The sequence below is a fragment of the Variovorax rhizosphaerae genome, from assembly GCF_037889975.1.
Classification (GTDB): domain Bacteria; phylum Pseudomonadota; class Gammaproteobacteria; order Burkholderiales; family Burkholderiaceae_C; genus Variovorax; species Variovorax rhizosphaerae.
The window spans coordinates 148,489-168,284 of record NZ_JBBKZT010000002.1 but is presented as its reverse complement, the minus strand read 5'-3'; the positions used below and the strand labels follow the sequence as shown (position 1 = coordinate 168,284).

Genomic DNA, 19,796 nt, shown 5'->3' with positions numbered 1-19,796 from the left:
CTGTGGAACAGCGCAACCAAGTTTTCACCAAGGCACAGGAGCTGCGCAGCTTCCTGTTCCTGTCCGTTGTCATGGCCCCTGTGCTCGCCGGCATCATCGTCGCGGGATGGGGCTTCATCGTCTGGATGTACCAGGTGTTCGTCGGGGGACCGCCGGGCGTCCACTGAGCGACTGTGCGTTTTCCGTTGAGCCACGCAAGCCACCTGTCAAGAGGAAGCCAAAGTGCCAGAGGAAGTCCATATCAGCAGTCTGGTCGTGCATGCCACGCCCAAGCGCCTGCAGCGGGTCGAGGACGCCATTGCAGCGATGCCCGGCGCGCGCGTGCATGGCAGCTCTCCCAACGGCAAGCTGGTGGTCACGCTGGACGCGGTCAGCGCGGATGAAATGATCTCGCGGGTCGGCGATATCCAGCGCACCGATGGCGTGTTGTCCGCGGCGCTGGTGTACCAGTACGCCGACACCGTCGAAGCCATGAACGAGGAGATTCCGGATGCCAGTTGATCGACGGGATTTCATTCGTCAGACGGCCGCCGCCACGGCCGGTGCGATCGCCGGGATCCCGCTACCGGGCAACACGCAGGTGCCCCCGCTGGACGCCGGCTTCGACACGGCCACCGGCCTCAAGTGGTCCAAGGCGCCATGCCGCTTCTGCGGCACCGGCTGCGGCGTGACAGTGGCGGTGAAGGACAACCGCGTCGTCGCCACGCACGGGGACCCCAAGGCCGAGGTCAACCGCGGCATCAACTGCGTCAAGGGCTACTACCTGTCGAAGATCATGTACGGCGACGACCGGCTGACCCGGCCGTTGCTGCGCATGAAGAACGGCAAGTACGCGAAGGACGGCGACTTCACACCGGTATCCTGGGACCAGGCCTTCGACGAGATGGCCGCGCAGTTCAAGCGCGTGCTCAAGGAGAAGGGGCCGACGGCTGTCGGCATGTTCGGCTCGGGCCAGTGGACGGTGTGGGAAGGCTACGCCGGCCTCAAGCTGATGAAGGCCGGCTTCCGCTCGAACAACCTGGACCCGAACGCGCGGCACTGCATGGCCTCGGCGGCGGTGGGCTTCATGCGCACCTTCGGCATGGACGAGCCGATGGGCTGCTACGACGACATCGAAGTCGCCGATGCCTTCGTGCTGTGGGGCTCGAACATGGCCGAGATGCATCCCGTCCTGTGGACGCGCGTGACCGACCGGCGCCTCACCGGCAAGAACGTGAAGGTGGCGGTGCTGTCGACCTTTGAACATCGCTCCTACGAGCTGGCCGACATCGAGCTGACCTTCACGCCGCAGACCGACCTGGCCATCCTCAACTACATCGCCAACCACATCATCAAGACCAACCGCGTGAACCGCGAGTTCGTCGACAAGCACACGAACTTCAAGCTCGGCAACCCCGACATCGGCTATGGCCTACGGCCCGAGCATCCCCTGCAGAAGGCCGCTAAGAATGCGGGTGATGCGGGTGGGTCCAAGCCCATCACCTTCGACGACTTCGCCAAGTTCGTGTCGACCTATGACCTGGACTACACGGCCAAGCTGACCGGTGTGCCGTCGACGCGCCTGGAGGCACTGGCAGAGTTGTATGCGGACCCGAAGATCAAGGTGATGTCCTTCTGGACCATGGGCTTCAACCAGCACACGCGCGGTGTCTGGGCCAACAACATGGTCTACAACATCCACCTGCTGACCGGCAAGATCTCGACGCCCGGCAACAGCCCGTTCTCGCTCACGGGCCAGCCCTCCGCCTGCGGCACGGCACGCGAGGTCGGCACCTTCGCGCACCGCCTGCCGGCCGACATGGTGGTGACCAATCCCAAGCACCGCGCCCATGCGGAAGAGATCTGGAAGCTGCCGGAAGGCACCATCCCAGACAAGGTCGGCTACCACGCCGTGCTGCAGAACCGCATGCTCAAGGACGGCAAGCTCAATGCCTATTGGGTGATGGTCAACAACAACATGCAGGCCGGCGCCAACCTGATGCAGGAAGGCTATCCGGGCTATCGCAATCCGGCCAACTTCGTCGTGGTGTCCGACGTGTACCCGACGGTGACGGCGCTTGCCGCCGACCTGGTCCTGCCTGCCGCGATGTGGGTGGAGAAGGAAGGCTGCTACGGCAATGCCGAGCGCCGCACGCACATGTGGCACCAGCTTGTGACGGCGCCTGGCGAGGCGCGCTCCGACCTGTGGCAACTGATGGAATTCTCCAAGCGCTTCACGGTCGAGGAAGTCTGGCCAGCGGAGCTGATCGCGAAGAAGCCCGAGCTGAAAGGCAAGACGCTCTACGAGGTGCTGTTCCGCAACGGCAACGTCGACAAGTTCCCGACCTCGCAGATCGAGGCCGGCTACGACAACGCGGAGGCCAAGGAGTGCGGCTTCTATGTGCAGAAGGGCCTGTTCGAGGAGTACGCGAGCTTCGGTCGTGGCCATGGCCATGACCTCGCTCCCTTCGACACGTACCACAAGGAGCGCGGCCTGCGCTGGCCGGTGGTCAACGGCAAGGAAACGCTCTGGCGCTACAAGGAGGGCACCGACCCGTATGTGAAGGCCGGCACCGGCTGGCAGTTCTACGGCAACCCGGATGGCAAGGCGATCATCTTCGCGCTGCCCTACGAGCCGCCGCCGGAGGTGCCCGACAAGGACTTCCCCTTCTGGCTGTCGACCGGCCGTGTGCTGGAGCACTGGCATTCGGGCTCGATGACGCGGCGCGTCCCGGAACTGCACAAGGCCGTGCCGAATGCGGTCTGCTACATGCACCCCGACGATGCGATGGAACTCGGTGTGCGGCGCGGCATCGAGGTGGAGATCAGCTCGCGCCGCGGCGCCATGCGAACGCGGGTGGAGACCCGCGGTCGCAACAAGCCGCCGCGCGGCCTGGTGTTCGTGCCCTGGTTCGATGCCAGCCAGTTGATCAACAAGGTCACGCTGGACGCCACCGACCCGATCTCCTTCCAGACGGACTTCAAGAAGTGCGCCGTGAAGATCACCAAGGTGTGAGCCCCGGAGCGCTGCCATGAACCTTCGCAAGCTCATCCCGCTGCTCGCCCTGTGTGGTGCCTGCGTCTGGGCGCAGCAGCCCGCGGCGACCGGCCTGGTGGACGCCGCCCGCGGCCGCGTCGCGATACCGGACCCGACGAATCCGCCTCCACTGACCAACTCGGTCAACGACGACCACCGCCGCCCGCGCAACTACGACATGCAGCCGCCCACCATTCCGCATCGCGTGGATGGCTACCAGATTGACAAGAACTTCAACAAGTGCATGGATTGCCATGCGCGCGACAAGTCGGCCTTCTCGCTGGCCATTCCGGTGAGCGCGACGCACTACATCGACCGCGACGGCAAGGCGCTGCAGCAGATCTCCACGCGGCGCTACTTCTGCCTGCAATGCCACTTCGCGCAGGAGCCGGTGCAGCCGATCGTGGACAACGGCTTCGAGAACGTCGACACGCTGGCGAAGAAGGCCGCCGCCGCTTCGCAAGCCGCCAGGAAATAAGAAGCGGAGACCCCACACCATGACGATCAGGGACCGCCTCCGCAACTACTGGGCCATCATCCGCCGGCCGAGCGTGCACTTCAGCCTGGGCTTCCTCACACTGGGCGGCTTCATCGGCGGCATCATCTTCTGGGGCGCCTTCAACACCGCGCTCGAATTCACCAGCACCGAGAAGTTCTGCACCGGCTGCCACGAGATGCGCGACAACGTGTTCGCCGAACTCAAGACCACCATCCACTACACCAACCGATCGGGCGTGCGCGCGATCTGCTCCGACTGCCATGTGCCGCACAACTGGACCGACAAGATGGCGCGCAAGATGCAGGCGTCCAAGGAGGTCTGGGCCAAGATCTTCGGCACCGTCGGCACGCAGGACAAGTTCCGGGCGCATCGGCTGGAACTGGCCCAGCATGAATGGGCACGTTTCAAGGCCAATGACTCGCTCGAATGCCGCAACTGCCACAACTACGAGTACATGGACTTCACGCGGCAGAGCGCGCGCGCACAGGCCATGCACTCGACCTACCTCGTCAACAAGGAGAAGACCTGCATCGACTGCCACAAGGGCATCGCCCACAGGCTGCCGCACATCCCGCCAGGGCAGTCGCCGAGTGACACGCCCGGGCAGGTCGTCCCCAAGGAAGGCGATGAAGCACTGGCGCCGGTCAGCCCCGCGCCCGGTGCCGCGCCGGGCGGCACCAAGACGGGTGGCTGAGGTCTTGGGCAACGGCCTGTCGGTGCGCGACCTCGAATGCACGCGCGCGGGGCGGCGCGTGTTCTCTGGCGTGAGCTTCGATGTGGCGCCGGGCGACGTGGTGCAGGTGCGCGGGGCGAACGGCAGCGGCAAGAGCAGCCTGCTGCGGTTGCTGTGCGGCCTGTTGCAGCCAAGCCGCGGCGAGGTGCAATGGTGCGGACAGCGCATCGGTGCGCGCGATGCGGGCTTTGAGGATGACGTGGCCTACATGGGGCATGCGGATGGGCTCAGCGGCGATCTTTCCGTGCTGGAAAACCTGCACTTTTGCCTGCATGTGGCGGGCCGTGTCGGCGCCGAGGTCGAGTTGGCCGAGGTACTGCATGATTTGCGCCTGGCGCACCGCGCGCATGAGCATGTGCGGCAACTTTCGCAAGGACAGCGAAGGCGCCTCAACCTTGCGCGCGTGGTGCTCAGCCGGCGGCGGCTGTGGCTGCTCGACGAGCCCTGCGCAGGGCTGGACGCGCAAGGGGAACAGCACTTTGATGCGTACCTGGCCGAACACCTGCGCCAGGGCGGACTGGCCGTCGTCACGACGCACCGCGACATCGGTCGCGACGGGCCCTGTGCGCAGGCGCTCGAAATGGACTCGTTCAATGATGCCGACAGCCTCGACAGCGATCATCGGCCGTGAACTGCGCATGGCTGCGCGCCGGCCGATGGATGCGCTCGGCGCGCTGCTGTTCTTCATCGTCGTCGGCAGCGTGTTTCCGCTGGCCGTGGGGCCGGACGTGGCGCTGCTGGCGGCGATCGGGCCCGGTGTGGTCTGGGTGGCGGCGCTGCTGGCCGTGATGATCTCGCTGCATCGCCTGTTCCTGCCGGACCTGGAGGATGGCACGCTCGAACAATTGATCCTGTCGCCGCGCTCGCTCACGGGCATCGTGTTCGCACGGATCGGGGCGCATTGGCTCGTCACCTGCCTGCCGCTGGTCGCGGTCGCACCCTTGCTGGGCTTGCAGTTCGGGCTGTCGGCGCAGGCCATCGGCATGCTGCTGCTGTCGCTGCTGCTGGGCACGCCGACGCTGGCGTGCCTCGGTGCGCTGGGAGCCGCCCTCACGCTGGGCTTGCGCGGCAACGTGCTGCTGGCGCTCATCGTGCTGCCACTGTGCGTGCCGGTGCTCATCTTCGGCAGCGGGGCCGTGACGGCTTCGCAGCAGGGCTTGCCGTCGAGCCCGCACCTGTCGCTGCTAGGGGCCTTGCTGCTCGCGGCGACGTTCCTGTGTCCCTGGGCGGTGGCCGCGGCATTGCGGCTGGCCGTCGAATGAGGCGGGACGCCATGGCCTCGCTCCGGAACATCGCTTCAACCCGGTTGGCATCTACTGCCGACGAGTCACACGCGGCTTCGTGGCGCCGCTTGGCATCGCCCATCGTGTTCCATCGGTGGGCCGGACAGGCACTGCCTTGGTTCGCAGTGCTGGCCGGCGTGCTGGCGGTGGCGGGGCTGTGGGTGGGATTCGGCATCGCGCCGACCGACCACCAGCAGGGTGAGGTCTATCGCATCATCTTCATCCACGTGCCTGCGGCGTGGATGTCGATGTTCATCTACCTCGTGGCGGCGATGCATGCGGCGCTGGGCTTGATCTTCAACACGCGCCTGTCGCCGCTCATGGCGCGGGCGCTGGCGCCCACGGGTGCGCTGTTCACCGTGATCGCCCTGTGGACCGGCGCGGCATGGGGCAAGCCGACCTGGGGGACGTGGTGGGTGTGGGACGCGCGGTTGACGTCGGAGCTGATCCTGCTGTTTCTCTACCTCGGCTACCTGGGCTTGGTGTCGGCCATCGACGACCCGCGCCGCGCCGACCGCGGCGGGGCGATCCTGCTGCTGGCGGGGGTGGTGAACGTGCCGGTCATCTACTTCTCGGTGCAGTGGTGGAACACGCTGCACCAGGGGGCATCGGTGAGCCTCACGGCTGCGCCTGCGATGGCGCACACGATGCTGGCGGGGATGCTGTTGATGGTGGGCGCATGCTGGGCCTATTCGATCGCGGTGGCGTTGGCGCGGGTGCGTTGCCTGATCGTCGAGCGCGAACGGTTGGCGGGGCGGCGATGAGTGCAACTGCGGTCCTTCCCAAGCTCGTTGGCGCACCCTTGGGGTGCGGCGCGGACACCCGGGTGCGGGGGCTTCAATGACCGGCACGGACCACACCTTCTACATCGTCGCGGCCTACGGCGTGACGCTGGTGCTGCTCGCCGCCGAGGTCTGGACGCTGGTGCGACGCAGCCGGGCTCAAGCTCGCCGGGAAGACGACGCGAGGCGCGCAAGATGAAACCCCGGCATCGCCGCATCGCCGTCATCGGCATCGGGCTGCTGGCATTCGGCCTGGCCACGCTGCTGGTGCTCAACGCGCTGCGTGCCAACCTCGTGTTCTTCTTCAGCCCCAGCCAAGTGGTGGCGAACGAGGCGCCGCGCAATGGCGCGTTTCGCATCGGCGGCCTGGTCGAGCAGGGCTCCGTGATGCGCGCCAGCGATGGACTGACGGTCCGCTTCGTCGTGACGGATCTCGCGCAGCGCGTGCCCGTGAGCTACAAGGGCCTGCTGCCCGACCTGTTCCGCGAGGGCAAGGGTGTGGTCGCAGCGGGGCGCCTGCATGCCGATGGCTCCTTCGAAGCGACGCAGGTGCTGGCCAAGCACGACGAGAACTACATGCCGCCCGAGGCCGCCGCTGCGCTGGAGAAGGCGCGCCAGTCCCACAGCTCGCCCACGCTGGAAGGGGCGCCGCAATGATTCCCGAGGTCGGCGTGTTCAGCCTGGTGCTGGCGCTGCTCATGTCGGTGGTGCAGGGAAGCGTCCCGCTGGCCGGTGCGCATTGGGGCGTGGCGAACTGGATGCGCCTTGCGCGCACGGCGGCGCTGGGGCAGTTCGTCTTCGCCAGCATCGCGTTCGCATGCCTTGCATCGTGCTTCCTGGACAACGACTTCTCCGTGCTCTACGTGGCCTCCAACTCGCATGCCGACCTGCCGGCGGCGTATCGATTCGCGGCCGTGTGGGGTGGGCATGAGGGCTCGATGTTGTTGTGGCTTTGCATGCTCACCGCGTGGGGCCTGGCGGTGTCACTGTTCAGCCACCAGCTGCCGGAAGCCTATGTCGCGCGCGTGCTCGCGGTGATGGCCTGGCTCAGCGTGGGCTTCCTGCTGTTCCTGCTGTTCCTGTCGAACCCGTTCACCCGCCTCCTGCCGCCGGCATTGGCCGGACGCGACCTCAACCCCTTGCTGCAAGACCCCGGCATGGTGGTGCATCCGCCGATCCTCTACATGGGCTATGTGGGCTTCTCGGTGGCATTTGCCTTCGCGATCGCGGCGCTGCTGTCGGGTGAGCTCAACGCGGCCTGGGCGCGCTGGTCGCGGCCCTGGACGGTCGCGGCCTGGATGTTCCTGACGCTGGGCATCATGCTCGGCAGCGCATGGGCCTACTACGTGCTCGGCTGGGGCGGCTGGTGGTTCTGGGACCCGGTGGAGAACGCATCCTTCATGCCGTGGCTGGTGGGCACGGCATTGATCCATTCGCTCGCGGTGACGGAGAAGCGAGGCGCCTTCCGAAGCTGGACCGTGCTGCTGGCCATCTGCACCTTTTCGCTGAGCCTGCTGGGCACCTTCCTGGTCCGCTCCGGCGTGCTGACCTCGGTGCATGCCTTCGCGGTCGATCCGGGGCGCGGCCTGTACATCCTGGCCTTCATGGTCGCCGTGGTGGGCGGCTCGTTGCTGCTGTTCGGCTGGCGCGCGCCGCGCATCGGTCTGGGCGGCCGCTTCGATGGGGTGTCGCGCGAATCGCTGCTGCTGGCCAACAACGTGGTGCTGACGGTGGCGGGCATGTCGGTGCTCATCGGCACGCTCTATCCGCTTGCGCTCGACGTGCTGACGGGGCAGAAGATCTCCGTGGGTCCGCCGTACTTCGAGTCGGTGTTCGTGCCGATCATGGTGCCGGCGATCTTCCTGATGGGCGTGGGCCCGGTGGCGCGATGGAAGCGGGCCGCGTTGCCTGAGCTTGCGATGCGCTTGCGTTGGGCGCTGGCAGCCAGTTGCGTGGCGGCGTTGCTGTTGCCGATGACCTTGCCGGCCGGGCAACGCGCTTGGTCCGCGATGTCGACCTTCGCGCTGCTGCTGGCTGCGTGGGCCGTGGGCAGCGCGATCACTCATGCGGTGCAACGCCTGGCCGGCGCGCAGGGCGGCTGGCTCGAGCGGGCGAGGCGCCAGCCGCGCGGCTGGTACGGCATGCTGGTGGCGCACGCGGGCATCGGCGTCTTCATCTTCGGGGCGACGATGGCCAACGGTTTCGAGGGCAAGCAGGAGCTGAAGCTTCGGATCGGCGAGCACGCGACCGTGGCCGGGTACGAATTCCGCTTCGAAGGCATCGCGCCGTCCACCGGCCCGAACTTCGACGCGCAGCGCGCGACGGTCGTGGTGACGCGCGACAACACGCCGGTGGCGTTGCTGCACCCCGAGAAGCGCATCTATCGCGCCCAGCAGATGCCCCTGACCCAGGCTGCGATCGACGTGGGCTTCACGCGAGACATCTTCGTCGCGCTGGGCGATCCGGCGGGCGAGCAAGCCTGGACGATGCGCCTGCACGTCAAGCCCTTCATGGCCTGGATCTGGGGTGGCTGCCTGCTGATGGCGCTGGGTGGATTGCTTTCTGCCAGCGATCGGCGTTACCGCCTCGGCGCGGCGTCGCGCGCCACGTCGCCAAGCGACCACGGCTACTCGCCATCGCCTTCGCCTTTGCCGGCAGCAGCGGCGGCGTTGCAGCCCAGGGAGCAGGTCTGATGCGATTCAAGCTACCCTTCGCCATCTTCCTCGTGCTGGCCATCCTGCTCGCTATGGGCCTGAGCCGCGACCCCAAGGTGCTGCCCTCGGCACTGATCGACAAGCCCGCGCCCGCCATCGACCTGCCCTTGCTTGATGACCCGCAACAAATGCTGAAGGTCGACAGCCTGCGCGGCAAGGTGTGGCTGCTCAACGTCTGGGCCTCCTGGTGCGCGCCTTGCCGCGACGAGCTTCCGGTGTTGACGGCGCTGGCGCGCGAAGACGGCGTGGCGCTCTACGGCCTCAACTACAAGGACAAGAGCGACGTCGCGCGCACCTGGCTGCGACGCCATGGCAATCCCTATCTGGGTTCGGCGGTCGACAGCGACGGCCGCGTCGGCATCGACTATGGCGTCTACGGCGTGCCGGAGACTTTCGTGATCGACCGCGCAGGACGGATCCGCTTCAAGCATGCGGGACCGATCACACCGGAGATCTGGCGCACCACGATGCTGCCGGTCGTGAGGAGCTTGCAATGAGGGCCCGCACCATGGCGCTGGCGATGTGTGCCGCGATGCATATCGCAGCCAGCGCAGGCACCCTCGAGGAAAGGGAAGCGAAGCTGTCGGCCAACCTGCGCTGCATGGTCTGCCAGAACCAGACATTGGCCGAGTCGAATGCGCCGCTGGCCGCCGACATGCGCCAGCAGATCCGCGAGCAACTCGCGCAAGGCAGGAGCGAACAGCAGATCCGCGACTACTTCGAGCAACGCTACGGCGCGTTTGTGCGCTACGACCCGCCTTTCATGCCCTCGACCTGGCTGCTGTGGCTCGGGCCTTTCGTGCTGCTCGCGGCAGGCTTTGCGGCAATGTGGCGCATCCTCTCGCATCGCAACCGCGCCGAGCGTACGCCGCTGACGCCGGCTGAACAGGCCCGCGCCGCCGCGCTGCTGGGAGGCGACGCGCCATGACCGGCTTGTGGCTGGCTGCGCTTCTCTTGCTGGTGCTGGCGCTGCTGTTCGTGGTGCCGCCCCTGCTGCGCTCACCGACGGCGCCGCCGGCCATCGAGCCCACGGACCTGGCCCGCCGGCTGTTCGCGGACCAACTGGCCCAACTCGACAAGGACCTGCAATCCAGCGTCCTTGATGCACAAGACCGCGCGCAAGCCGTCGACGACCTGAAGCGGCAGGCGCTGGAGGAGGCATCGCAACCGACGACCCCGCCACGACGCATCGCTGCACGCCCCTGGATGGGTTGGGGCGTTGCTGCCATCGTGAGCATTAGCCTGCCGACCGCCGCGTTGGTGCTCTACCTCCAGGTCGGCAACCCGATGGCCGTGGCCACGCAGCTCCTGGCCGCGGAACGGGCCGGCACCCACGAGGCCGGCGGCCAGGACATGGAAAGCATGGTGAGCCGCCTGGCCCAACGCCTGCGCACGCAACCGGACGATGTCGAAGGCTGGATCGTGCTGGCCCGCTCTTATGAAGTCCTGCAGCGCTACGACGATGCCGTGGTCGCGTACCAGAAGGCGATGACGCTCGCGCCGAACCAGCCCCAACTGCTGGCCGACTACGCGGACGCGCTCGGCTCGGCGCGTGATGGCGACCTCGCAGGCCCGGTGCAGGCCGCCATCGATGCGGCGCTGGCCCTCGATGCCAACCACCCGAAGGCGCTGGCGCTGGCCGGCATGGCCGCCTTCAAGCGCGGCGATCCTGCGACGGCCCGGCAGCGCTGGGAAAAACTGCTTGCGTTGTTGCCAGCCGATTCGGAGGCCGCCATGCAAGTCACAGCCGATTTGGCCCAACTGGATGCACTGAACGAGACCCAGGTGCCGGCCGCCAAGGCGCCACGGAACAAGCGGCTGGGCGGCACGGTCGCCATCGCGGCCGGGCTGCGCGACAAGGCCTCGCCGCAAGACACCGTCTTCGTGCTCGCCAAGACGGCGACGACCGGGCGCATGCCCGTCGCGGTGCTGCGCCTGCAGGTCAAGGACCTGCCCGCGAAGTTCGTGCTCGACGACAGCCTGGCCATGTCGCCCGATCTCCCGATCTCACGCTTCGAGGCGGTGACGGTGGAAGTGCGAGTGTCGCGTTCAGGCCAGGCGGCACCGCAGCCCGGCGATCTCATCGGCTCGGTTGCGCGGGTGGCGCTGGGGCAGGAGGATGTCGCTTTGCAGGCGGACCGCGTTGTTCCGTGAACTGGCCTCTTGAAATCAGGACATCCAGTTGCCACCGTCCACGTTCAGCGTCTGGGCGGTGATGTACGAGGCTTCGTCGCTCGCAAGGAACACTGCGGCACCTGCGATGTCGGAAGGCTCTCCCATGTAGCCGAGAGGGACCGCATCTCCGACGGCCTTCTTCTTTTCCCCGATAGGCAGGTTTTCATACTTGGCGAACAAGGCATCCACATGCGCCCACATCGGTGTGGCAATCACTCCCGGAGCAATGCCATTGACTCGAATCTTGTGCGGCGCCATGGCCAAGGCAGCACTCTGTGTATAGCTGATGATGGCTGCCTTTGTAGCGCAATAGTGAGACACGAGTGCCTCCCCCCTGCGGCCCGCCTGTGATGCCATGTTGACGATGGCGCCCTTGGTGCCGCTGTCCACCATGTGCGCCAGGACCTTCTGCATGACGAAGAACGCACCCTTGACGTTGACGGCGAACATCTTGTCGTACATCGCTTCGTGGCTTTCCAACAGAGGCGCCATGTCGAAGACCGCTGCGTTGTTGAACAGGATATGCACAGGGCCAAACTTGGCGACGGACGCTGCCAGCAATCGTTCGATGTCAGGCGCTTGGGTGACATCGGCCTGGACGTAGTGAACACCGGTCGGGTGTTGCTTGATCAGCGATTGCACTTCATCGCTCGGGCTTCCAGCGATGTCGACGATGCTGCATCGGGCACCAGACGCCAGATAGGCAGCAGCCACTGCCGCTCCAATGCCTCCGCCAGCGCCGGTCAGGATGGCGTGTCGATCTTGCAGGCGTGCGTTCTTTGTGAGGGACATGTTCATTTGCTCCGTGGATGGTTTTCGATGAGTTGATTGTTCAGATGGGAAGAAGGTGCTTGGATTCATATTTGCGGTAGTGCCTCGCATGCGGTGCAGCTAGCGTCCAACCCTGCTGCATGCGTCACTTCGGCTTTTGTGTGAACCGGAGTCACGCGGCAACAGCCAAGCCGGCGCTGTTGAACAGGTGCAGCACCCTCGGATCGAGTTCCACGCCCACGTCGTCGCCGATGCGCAGTGGCGTGCGTTCGTTCTGCCGCGCGATCAGCGGTACGCCGCCCACGTCCACATGGATCAGCGTGTCGGAGCCCAGCGCTTCGATCAGGTCGACCTTGCCGGGCACGCCTGCACCGACGCCGGGATGCACCTGCAGGCCCTCCGGCCGCACGCCGAGGAAGCCGTTGCTCGGCAGCCTGCCGCCGGTCGCCGCCGAGAAGCTTGGGATGGCCGCGGCAGGCACCATGTTCATCGACGGCATGCCGATGAACTGCGCGACGAACTTGTTGACCGGATGGTCGTACAGCTCCATCGGCGTGCCGACCTGCTCGATCAAGCCGTCCTTCAGCACCACCACGCGGTCGGCCAAGGTCATGGCCTCGACCTGGTCGTGCGTCACGTAGATGCTGGTGGCGCCGAGCGAGACGTGCAGCTTGTGGATCTCCACCCGCGTGTTGCCGCGCAGGGCCGCGTCGAGATTGGACAGCGGCTCGTCGAACAGGAACACCTTGGGTGCGCGCACGATGGCCCGTCCGATGGCCACGCGCTGGCGCTGGCCGCCGGAGAGTTCCTTGGGCGTGCGGTCCAGGTACTGCGTGAGGTTCAGCTGCTTGGCCGCGTAGTCGACCTTCTTCTTGATCTCGTCCTTGGGCACGTTGGCCAGCTTGAGCGCAAAGGACATGTTGTCGGCCACGCTCATGTGCGGGTACAGCGCGTAGCTCTGGAACACCATCGCCAGGTCGCGCTTGCCGGACGCGAGGTTAGTGATGTCCCGGCCATCGAGCATCAGTTGCCCGCTGGTGGTCGGCTCCAGCCCGGCGATCAGGCGAAGCAATGTGGACTTGCCGCAGCCCGAGGGCCCGACGAAGACGATGAACTCGCCCTTGTTGATCTCGAGGTTGACGCCCTTGATGATGTGCGCGTCGCCGAAGCTCTTCTTGATGTTGCGGAGTTCGAGGTAGGCCATGTGTGTCGCTCCTTGATTTGTTTACTTGACGGCGCCGAAGGTCAGGCCTTGGACGAGTTGCTTTTGCGAGAACCAGCCGAACACCACGATGGGCGCAATGGCCATCAACGACGCAGCCGACAACTTGGCCCAGAACAGGCCCTCGGGGCTGGAGTACTGCGAGATCAGCGTGGCCAGCGTGCCCGCCTTGGCCGACACCAGGTTCAAGGCCCAGAAGGCCTCGTTCCAGCTCAGCACCAGGCACAGCAGGCCGCAGGATGCGAGGCCCCCCACCGACAGCGGCATCACCACATGGCGGAACTCGGTCCAGATGCTGGCGCCGTCCATGCGCGCGGCTTCGAGGATCTCGTTGGGAATGTCCTTGTAGCTCGTGTAGAGCATCCAGACCATGATCGGCAGGTTCGACAGCGTGAACACGATGATCAGCGCCGGGATCGAGTCGAGCATGCCGGCGGTCTGCGCCAGCACGTAGATCGGCACCAACGCGCCGACGGCCGGCATCATCTTGGTCGACAGCATCCACATCAGGATGTCGCGCGTCCGCTTGGTGCGGAAGAAGGCCATCGAGTACGCAGCCGGCGCCGCGATCAAGAGACCCAGGATGGTCGAGCCCACGCTGGTGATGATCGAGTTGCGTGCATACAGCAGGTAGTCGCTGCGGCGCTGCACTTCGCTGAAGTTCTCCATCGTCGGCTCGAAGATGAAGAGCGGCGGCACGTGGATGGCCTGCAGTTCGGTCTTGAACGCGGTGAGGAACAGCCAGCCCAGCGGGAAGAACAGCAAGAGCGCGGCGCCCCATGCGCCGAGGGTGCGCAGGACGGTGAACAAGGAATTGGGTTGCATGATTTTTTCGCTCCCTCAGTCGAGGTTCTTGCCGATGATGCGCACGAGGAAGGCCGCCACGATGTTGGCCAGGATCACCGCGAACAACGCACCGGCCGAAGCCACGCCCACGTCGAAGTTCATCAGCGACTGCTTGAAGATCATGTAGGTGAGGTTGGTGCTCTCGTTGCCCGGACCGCCATTGGTGGTGATGGCGATCTCCGCGAACACGCTGAGCAAGAAGATCATCTCGATCATGATCACGACTGCCATCGGCCGGCCCAGGTGGGGCACCGTGAGGTAGAAGAAGCGCTGGAAGGAATTGGCACCGTCCATGCGCGCCGCTTCCATCTGCTCGCGGTCCAGCGACTGCAGCGAGGTGATGAAGATCAGGCATGCAAACGGCAACCATTGCCAGGCCACCATGATGATCACGGAGAACAACGGCAGGTCGGTCAGCCAGTCGACCGGCTCGGCACCGAAGAAGCGCCACAGGTCGGCCAGCACGCCGTAGATCGGGTTCATCATCATGTGCTTCCACAGCAGCGCATTCACCGTGGGCATGACGAAGAAGGGCGAGATCAGCAGCACCCGCACGATGCCACGGCCCGGGAAGGGCTCGTTGACCAGCAAGGCCAGCAGCACGCCGAAGATCACCGTGATCAGGATGACGCTGCCAATCAGCGTCATGGTGTTGGCCACGGCCGGCCAGAAGTCGGGGTCGGTGATGAAGTAGTGGAAGTTCTCGAGGCCGGCGAAAGGCCGGTCGCCGGGTTGCATGAGGTTGTACGTCACGAAGGAGAAGTACAGCGTCATCACGAGTGGCACGATCGACCACGCCAGCAGCGTGATCACGGCCGGCGCCATCAGCGCCCGGGGCAGGAGTCTTGTCATTGTTCGTTCCCTCTGGGTGGTCGTCTCTGACTCCTTCCCCCGCTGGGGGAAGGCAGGGATGGGGGCTCCCTGTGATCGATGGCGTTGGCGGTGGAGGTGCAGCGTGCCCCCACCCCGGCCCTCCCCCAGAGGGGGAGGGAGAAGCAGTCGGGCTACTTGTAGTAGCCGGCCTTTGTCATCTCGCGTTCAGCCGCGTTCTGCGAAGTCTTCAGGGCCTGGTCGACGGTAACCTTGCCAGCCAGCCCCCCGCTCATCTGCTGTCCCACCGCCACGCCGATCGCCTGGAACTCCGGAATGGCCGCGAATTGGACACCGACATAGGGTGACTTCGGCAAGGTGCTGTCTGTCGGGTTGGAAGCCAGGATGGCCTGGCGTTCCATTTCGCCGAACCGCGCTACCTTCTTGTACTCCGGCTGGTCATAGGTAGACGCCCTGTTCCCCGTGGGTACGGCGACCCAGCCCGACGCCTTTGCGACGGAGGCAATGTAGTCCTTGGACGTCGCCCAGTTGATGAACTTCTGGGCCGCGTCTTCCTTCTTCGTACTCGCAGGAATGGCCAGTGCCCAAGACCACAGCCATCCCGCACCCTTCGGAGTGACTGCAACGGGAGCCTTGGCGAAACCAAGCTTGTCTGCGACCTTGCTGAACTTGGGATCTGCAACGGAGGCGCCGGCGCTCGTCGCATCGACCCAGATGCCGCACTTGCCTTCCGCAAAGAGCGCAAGGTTCTCATTGAAGCTGTTGGCACTCGCGCCGGGTGGGCCAGACTTCTTCATCATGTCGACGTAAAACGTGATGGCGTCCTTCCATGGCTTGGAATCGATCTGCGGTTTCCATTTCATGTCGAACCATTGCCCTCCGAACGTATTGACCATCGTGGACAACAGGGCCATGTTGTCGCCCCAGCCCGGCTTGCCGCGCAGGCAGATGCCGTAGATGCCCTTCGAAGGATCGTTGATCTTGGCGGCCACCTCCCGCACCTGCTCCCACGTGGGTTGCTCAGGCAGCGTCAGGCCGCTCGCCTTCACCAGGTCTTCGCGATAGATGGTGAAGGAGCTTTCGCCGTAGAACGGGGCGGCGAAGAGCTTGCCGTTCGCAGAGAGCCCGGCCCGGATGGGCTTGAGCACGTCCTCGATGTCGTAGGTCGCGTTGGGCTTGAACTCCTTCAGCCAGCCCTTGCCGCCCCAGATCGGCGTCTCGTACATGCCGATGGTCATCACGTCGAACTGACCGCCTTCGGTGGCAATGTCAGTCGTGACCCGTTGCCGGAGCGTTCCTTCGTCCAGCGTGACCCACTTGACCTTGATGTCCGGATTGGCCTTCTCGAATTCAGGCGTCCGCTTCTGCATCTCGATCATCTGGCGGTTGTTGACCGTGGCGATCACAAGTTCCGTCTGGGCATTGGCCAGGGAACTCAGGAAAAGGCCTGTTGCGGCCGCTATCAAGGCAACTGATTTCATGACGATGTCTCCACAAGGCTCCTATGGGCGAACGCTGACCACGCGGAGCCCCATTCCGCGGCCTGCAACGATGCGAACAAGTAAAACGTCAAGTGCGGCAAGCGGCGGCGTAGGGCCGCAGCGCGTCGCGCACACGGTCGAGCACCAGCGCGCGTGGCTCGGCTGCCAGGCGGCCCTCGCGGATGGCGATGTATTGGTTCGGCAGGTACTGGCTGATCACGTTCTCGGGAAGCTCGATGTCCGCGAGGTTTTCCAGCAACCGTCGAGTGGCTGCTTCGATGGACTCGTCGTTCCAGTAATAGCGAATGCGATCGCTGTAGCTGTAGACGCGCAGCAGTTTTTGCTGCGAGGCATTGCCGTGGTAGTAGCGCGCCCAGTTGGCCGGCTTGTCGAGCATGACCCTTTCGACCACCTCCGGGAGGTAGGCTCGACGCTCGGGTGCGGCCAATGCGGCTTCGATCTCGGAGAGCGCGTAGAGCGCTTCGCGCAGCGCGAAGCTCAGGCCTGGGCCCACCTTGAGAATGGCGAAGCCATCCCGGACCAGCGCTGCCAGTGCATGCTCGCCTTGGTAGTCTGTCGAATGTGCCTCGAACACGATCTGCGTCTGATCGTCCAGCAGCCGGGTCAGATCAGTGGCGGCGGACGGGACGTAGTCGATGACCGAGGTGTGATCGAACTCGACACCAGGTTGCACGACCATCGCAATGACGCGCGGCCAGACATGGCGCAGGCCCGCATCTTCAAACGCCTTGCGATGAACTTCAAGCGTGTTGCGGGCGGCGGAGGCGGAGGTGACTTCCACATGATCCAGGGCCTCAGTGGCTCCTCCCGGCACGGGTACCTCGGTGCCAATCACATAGACGATCTGCGCCCCGTCGGCGGCCGCTTCAGCCGCTCGACACAGGCGGGCGGCGCGTTGCGCGACGACTGCATCGTCCAGTCGCTCGGGATCGCCGCCGCAAGCCATGCTTGCATCTAGGTGGAGCTTGAGGAAGCCTGCCGACGCATAACTCGCCATCAGGTCTTCCGCCAGGCGCATGGCCTCTTCAGATGGGCGATCACGCCAGGGGTTGGGGCCCAGGTGATCGCCGCCCAGGATGATGCGCTCGATGGGGAACGCGACCTTGGCCGCAATGCCAGCCACGAACTTGCGAAAGTCACTCGGACGCATGCCGGTATAGCCACCGAACTGATCGACCTGGTTCGACGTTGCTTCGATCAGCAGTGGCGTTCCGTCCTCGAGACTCTGCTGCATCGCCGCCTCGATCACGAGCGGATGCGCAGAGCACACCGAGTAGATGCCGCTTGCATTGCCCGAGCGCCTGGACGATGCGAGATTCGCGATCGGATTGGTCATGTCGTCTCCCTGGAGGCGTGCGACGCCAGAAGTTGCTGTATTTCCACCATGGCTGCCGTCCCTTCCATCGGGCCCTTCTTGCCCACTGCGAGAGCCCCGGCTGCGTTGGCGTAGCGCAGCGCGTCCTCTGGCGATTCGCCGAACGAACGAGTCGCGACATACGTGGCGCCGAAGCAGTCCCCGGCGCCGGTCGGATCCACTTCGTCCACCGAAAGTCCGTCCACATCGACTCGATGCTGCGCATCGAAGTAGGTACACCCGTGGGCACCGCGCTTGACTACGATTTCGCGGATGCCGAGATCGAGGAGTTCCTTGACCGCACCTTGCTCATCCGCGGCATTCGCGAGCAACGTCACCTCATTCCCGCTAGGAAGGAATACGTCGGTGTATTCAAGGATGAAGCGCAAGGCCTCGCGCATCTCGGGGATGCGCAGCATCTCTTTGCGGATGTTCGGATCGAATGAAATCGTTCCACCCTGGCCCTTCACGATCTCGATGGCCTTCTTCATCGCGTCGACGATGCGAAACGAAAACAGCGATGAGCCCATCACATGAAAGTGCCCGCAGTCCTTCATGGACGCTTCGGTCACGTGCGCGGGCGTCAGTTGAGCGGATGCGCTGTTGCTGATGTTGAAGATGAAGTCGCGCTCTCCGTCCTTTCGGTAGGTCACGAAGGCACTTCCTGTGACGGCCTGCTTCAGCACGTGGATCGAGCGGGTGTCCACGCCATCGCGCTTGAGACGCTCGATGTTCAGGACACCGAAGTCGTCATCCCCGACACAGCCGATGATGCCGGCGGGGTGTCCCAGCCTGGCCACCTGGTCGATGAATATCGCCGGCGCGCCACTGGCGTACGGCCCGACGAGCGTGCCCGGTTCCCTGAAGGTCTGGCCGCGTTGGCTGGCCATGATCTCGACGAGGATCTCGCCCATGGTCATGATCTTTTTCATGCGGCGCTCTGAATGTTGGACATAGGGATCAAGCTTTCTTGCGTTCGTTGGTCTGGGGTTGATGCCGATGCCTCCGGATCGAATTGAGCTTTCGAACCGAAGATCATTGCTTTCATATCGAAAGTATCACTTTCAACTTGAAAGTGGTCAATCGGCGATTCATCGGTGTTTACCCTTCCATGTTTTTGCCTGATCTCCCATTAGGGAGGTGTGTTCCCAGGGGAAGTGTTGCTTCGGTTAACATTGCCGAAGACAAAATCCGGACTTTCGATTCGAAACACAAAGGCGTTCGCTGAAAGCTTCACATATGCAGAACGAAGGCAACAGCGCTCTCAAACGGCGGCTTGAGATCGTCGACTTGGTGCGAAAGGATGGTGAAGCGCGGGTGGAAGACCTGAGCACGCAGTTGCGCGTGTCGGCGGTCACGATCCGCAGCGACCTGAACTACCTGGAGCAGCAGGGATACGTTGTCCGTGCCTTCGGGAAGGCGCGCTACAACCCTGCACTGCAGAACACTGCGATGCAGTTGCCGGAACTCGATGCGGTTGGAAGAGGAGCGGGGGAGGCCCAGGTGGCTGCCGCTGCATTGCGCTGGATCGACGACGGAGCGTCGGTGTTCCTGAGCACGGGCAGCATCGCTCACCGGCTCTTGCCCCAACTCGTATCAAAGCAGGGCCTCTCGTTGACCCTGCATGACCTGGCGATGGTCGCGACGGCTCGCCAGTTCCTGCAGAGCGAGATTCACGTCACGGGTGGCCTGCAGGGCAACGACGAACCCGGGCTTCTGGGTCCGGCCGCTGAACTTGGTGTGCTCTCCCACCCGCTGGATCTGTGCGTCCTCGCGGTCGACGGTATCGACACGCGCGGACGCGTGCTCGCTCGCCACGCAGGTGCAGCGCGCCTCTACAGCGCCGCGGTGCGCCATGCAGGCAAGGCCATCGCGCTCGCCTTCAGCCCGGCCTTCACGTCGACCGAGGGGCACCCGATCTGCAATCTGGGCGATCTCGACGGCTTTGCGGTCAATCACGACCTTGAGCCGGCGGTATTCGACCTGCTGTCGGAACACGAGCTTCAAGTGGAACGCAAGGCCAACGGCCTGATCGAATTCACCCGCGTCTGACGCGGCGCCCCATGAC

Annotated in this window: 22 protein-coding genes; 15 read left to right on the top strand and 7 right to left on the bottom strand. The window is 64.8% G+C overall.

Going from position 1 to position 19,796, the window contains the following annotated elements; all coding sequences use genetic code 11:
- Positions 1–2: 2 nt before the first annotated feature.
- From napE to ccmI, 14 genes are all read left to right on the top strand, one after another.
- On the top strand, positions 3–167 hold the full coding sequence (napE, locus tag WKW82_RS04610) for a periplasmic nitrate reductase, NapE protein (RefSeq protein ID WP_340341072.1): 165 nt from the start codon (positions 3–5) through the stop codon (positions 165–167).
- Positions 168–222: 55 nt separating this feature from the next.
- Positions 223–501, top strand: a complete 279-nt coding sequence (locus tag WKW82_RS04605) for a chaperone NapD (protein ID WP_340341071.1) — start codon at positions 223–225, stop codon at positions 499–501.
- Positions 491–2,995, top strand: coding sequence for a periplasmic nitrate reductase subunit alpha (gene napA / locus WKW82_RS04600; protein ID WP_340341070.1), 2,505 nt, complete (start codon positions 491–493; stop codon positions 2,993–2,995). The genes WKW82_RS04605 and napA overlap by 11 nt, the downstream gene beginning before the upstream one ends.
- A 16-nt stretch (positions 2,996–3,011) precedes the next feature.
- Positions 3,012–3,494 (top strand): nitrate reductase cytochrome c-type subunit, encoded by a 483-nt coding sequence (locus tag WKW82_RS04595; RefSeq protein WP_340341069.1) that lies wholly within the window; start codon positions 3,012–3,014, stop codon positions 3,492–3,494.
- 19 nt (positions 3,495–3,513) lie between these two features.
- Complete coding sequence (locus tag WKW82_RS04590) at positions 3,514–4,209, top strand: cytochrome c3 family protein (RefSeq protein WP_422823410.1); 696 nt, start codon at positions 3,514–3,516, stop codon at positions 4,207–4,209.
- On the top strand, positions 4,202–4,879 hold the full coding sequence (gene ccmA / locus WKW82_RS04585; protein WP_340341068.1) for a cytochrome c biogenesis heme-transporting ATPase CcmA: 678 nt from the start codon (positions 4,202–4,204) through the stop codon (positions 4,877–4,879). The genes WKW82_RS04590 and ccmA overlap by 8 nt, the downstream gene beginning before the upstream one ends.
- The gene (gene ccmB, locus WKW82_RS04580; protein WP_340341067.1) at positions 4,842–5,510 is read left to right on the top strand and encodes a heme exporter protein CcmB; all 669 of its coding nucleotides are present in this window, start codon (positions 4,842–4,844) and stop codon (positions 5,508–5,510) included. The genes ccmA and ccmB overlap by 38 nt, the downstream gene beginning before the upstream one ends.
- Before the next feature lie 11 nt (positions 5,511–5,521).
- Positions 5,522–6,295, top strand: a complete 774-nt coding sequence (gene ccmC / locus WKW82_RS04575; RefSeq protein ID WP_340341066.1) for a heme ABC transporter permease CcmC — start codon at positions 5,522–5,524, stop codon at positions 6,293–6,295.
- 76 nt (positions 6,296–6,371) lie between these two features.
- Positions 6,372–6,512 (top strand): heme exporter protein CcmD, encoded by a 141-nt coding sequence (ccmD, locus tag WKW82_RS04570; RefSeq protein ID WP_340341065.1) that lies wholly within the window; start codon positions 6,372–6,374, stop codon positions 6,510–6,512.
- On the top strand, positions 6,509–6,970 hold the full coding sequence (gene ccmE / locus WKW82_RS04565; protein WP_340341064.1) for a cytochrome c maturation protein CcmE: 462 nt from the start codon (positions 6,509–6,511) through the stop codon (positions 6,968–6,970). Before ccmD ends, ccmE begins: the two co-directional genes overlap by 4 nt.
- Positions 6,967–9,006 (top strand): heme lyase CcmF/NrfE family subunit, encoded by a 2,040-nt coding sequence (locus WKW82_RS04560; RefSeq protein WP_340341063.1) that lies wholly within the window; start codon positions 6,967–6,969, stop codon positions 9,004–9,006. The genes ccmE and WKW82_RS04560 overlap by 4 nt, the downstream gene beginning before the upstream one ends.
- Positions 9,003–9,524, top strand: coding sequence for a DsbE family thiol:disulfide interchange protein (locus tag WKW82_RS04555; RefSeq protein ID WP_340341459.1), 522 nt, complete (start codon positions 9,003–9,005; stop codon positions 9,522–9,524). Before WKW82_RS04560 ends, WKW82_RS04555 begins: the two co-directional genes overlap by 4 nt.
- Complete coding sequence (locus WKW82_RS04550; protein WP_422823409.1) at positions 9,521–9,955, top strand: cytochrome c-type biogenesis protein; 435 nt, start codon at positions 9,521–9,523, stop codon at positions 9,953–9,955. The genes WKW82_RS04555 and WKW82_RS04550 overlap by 4 nt, the downstream gene beginning before the upstream one ends.
- Positions 9,952–11,181, top strand: a complete 1,230-nt coding sequence (gene ccmI, locus WKW82_RS04545) for a c-type cytochrome biogenesis protein CcmI (protein ID WP_340341062.1) — start codon at positions 9,952–9,954, stop codon at positions 11,179–11,181. Before WKW82_RS04550 ends, ccmI begins: the two co-directional genes overlap by 4 nt.
- A 15-nt stretch (positions 11,182–11,196) precedes the next feature.
- Here ccmI and WKW82_RS04540 read toward each other — a convergent pair whose 3' ends face one another.
- From WKW82_RS04540 to WKW82_RS04510, 7 genes are all read right to left on the bottom strand, one after another.
- Positions 11,197–11,994 carry an L-iditol 2-dehydrogenase gene (locus WKW82_RS04540; protein ID WP_340341061.1) on the bottom strand — a complete coding sequence of 266 codons (798 nt, stop codon included), beginning with the start codon at positions 11,992–11,994 and terminating at the stop codon, positions 11,197–11,199.
- A 151-nt stretch (positions 11,995–12,145) separates the two neighbouring features.
- Positions 12,146–13,177 (bottom strand): ABC transporter ATP-binding protein, encoded by a 1,032-nt coding sequence (locus tag WKW82_RS04535; protein ID WP_340341060.1) that lies wholly within the window; start codon positions 13,175–13,177, stop codon positions 12,146–12,148.
- 21 nt (positions 13,178–13,198) lie between these two features.
- Positions 13,199–14,020: a carbohydrate ABC transporter permease gene (locus WKW82_RS04530; RefSeq protein ID WP_340341059.1), complete on the bottom strand. Its 822-nt coding sequence runs from the start codon at positions 14,018–14,020 to the stop codon at positions 13,199–13,201.
- A 15-nt stretch (positions 14,021–14,035) separates the two neighbouring features.
- Positions 14,036–14,893: a carbohydrate ABC transporter permease gene (locus tag WKW82_RS04525; RefSeq protein WP_340341058.1), complete on the bottom strand. Its 858-nt coding sequence runs from the start codon at positions 14,891–14,893 to the stop codon at positions 14,036–14,038.
- A 152-nt stretch (positions 14,894–15,045) separates the two neighbouring features.
- Positions 15,046–16,353, bottom strand: coding sequence for an ABC transporter substrate-binding protein (locus tag WKW82_RS04520; RefSeq protein ID WP_340341057.1), 1,308 nt, complete (start codon positions 16,351–16,353; stop codon positions 15,046–15,048).
- Between the two features lie 88 nt (positions 16,354–16,441).
- Complete coding sequence (locus WKW82_RS04515) at positions 16,442–17,710, bottom strand: D-tagatose-bisphosphate aldolase, class II, non-catalytic subunit (RefSeq protein WP_340341056.1); 1,269 nt, start codon at positions 17,708–17,710, stop codon at positions 16,442–16,444.
- Positions 17,707–18,660 (bottom strand): tagatose kinase, encoded by a 954-nt coding sequence (locus WKW82_RS04510; RefSeq protein ID WP_340341055.1) that lies wholly within the window; start codon positions 18,658–18,660, stop codon positions 17,707–17,709. The genes WKW82_RS04515 and WKW82_RS04510 overlap by 4 nt, the downstream gene beginning before the upstream one ends.
- A gap of 361 nt (positions 18,661–19,021) precedes the next feature.
- On the opposite strand from WKW82_RS04510, the gene WKW82_RS04505 reads away from it, so the two are divergent.
- A complete protein-coding gene (locus WKW82_RS04505; protein ID WP_422823426.1) occupies positions 19,022–19,780 on the top strand; it encodes a DeoR family transcriptional regulator in 759 nt (252 codons plus the stop codon).
- Positions 19,781–19,796: the final 16 nt, after the last annotated feature.

Excerpts from the sequence above, each read along its gene's own strand:
- WKW82_RS04535 (WP_340341060.1), bottom strand. The coding sequence starts at position 13,177 with ATGGCCTACCTCGAACTCCGCAACATCAAGAAGAGCTTCGGCGACGCG.
- ccmE (WP_340341064.1), top strand. The coding sequence starts at position 6,509 with ATGAAACCCCGGCATCGCCGCATCGCCGTCATCGGCATCGGGCTGCTG.
- WKW82_RS04590 (WP_422823410.1), top strand. The coding sequence starts at position 3,514 with ATGACGATCAGGGACCGCCTCCGCAACTACTGGGCCATCATCCGCCGG.
- WKW82_RS04530 (WP_340341059.1), bottom strand. The coding sequence starts at position 14,020 with ATGCAACCCAATTCCTTGTTCACCGTCCTGCGCACCCTCGGCGCATGG.
- WKW82_RS04595 (WP_340341069.1), top strand. The coding sequence starts at position 3,012 with ATGAACCTTCGCAAGCTCATCCCGCTGCTCGCCCTGTGTGGTGCCTGC.
- WKW82_RS04510 (WP_340341055.1), bottom strand. The coding sequence starts at position 18,660 with ATGAAAAAGATCATGACCATGGGCGAGATCCTCGTCGAGATCATGGCC.
- WKW82_RS04540 (WP_340341061.1), bottom strand. The coding sequence starts at position 11,994 with ATGTCCCTCACAAAGAACGCACGCCTGCAAGATCGACACGCCATCCTG.
- ccmI (WP_340341062.1), top strand. The coding sequence starts at position 9,952 with ATGACCGGCTTGTGGCTGGCTGCGCTTCTCTTGCTGGTGCTGGCGCTG.
- ccmD (WP_340341065.1), top strand. The coding sequence starts at position 6,372 with ATGACCGGCACGGACCACACCTTCTACATCGTCGCGGCCTACGGCGTG.
- ccmB (WP_340341067.1), top strand. The coding sequence starts at position 4,842 with ATGATGCCGACAGCCTCGACAGCGATCATCGGCCGTGAACTGCGCATG.
- ccmC (WP_340341066.1), top strand. The coding sequence starts at position 5,522 with ATGGCCTCGCTCCGGAACATCGCTTCAACCCGGTTGGCATCTACTGCC.
- WKW82_RS04560 (WP_340341063.1), top strand. The coding sequence starts at position 6,967 with ATGATTCCCGAGGTCGGCGTGTTCAGCCTGGTGCTGGCGCTGCTCATG.
- WKW82_RS04520 (WP_340341057.1), bottom strand. The coding sequence starts at position 16,353 with ATGAAATCAGTTGCCTTGATAGCGGCCGCAACAGGCCTTTTCCTGAGT.
- napA (WP_340341070.1), top strand. The coding sequence starts at position 491 with ATGCCAGTTGATCGACGGGATTTCATTCGTCAGACGGCCGCCGCCACG.
- WKW82_RS04515 (WP_340341056.1), bottom strand. The coding sequence starts at position 17,710 with ATGACCAATCCGATCGCGAATCTCGCATCGTCCAGGCGCTCGGGCAAT.
- WKW82_RS04525 (WP_340341058.1), bottom strand. The coding sequence starts at position 14,893 with ATGACAAGACTCCTGCCCCGGGCGCTGATGGCGCCGGCCGTGATCACG.
- WKW82_RS04550 (WP_422823409.1), top strand. The coding sequence starts at position 9,521 with ATGAGGGCCCGCACCATGGCGCTGGCGATGTGTGCCGCGATGCATATC.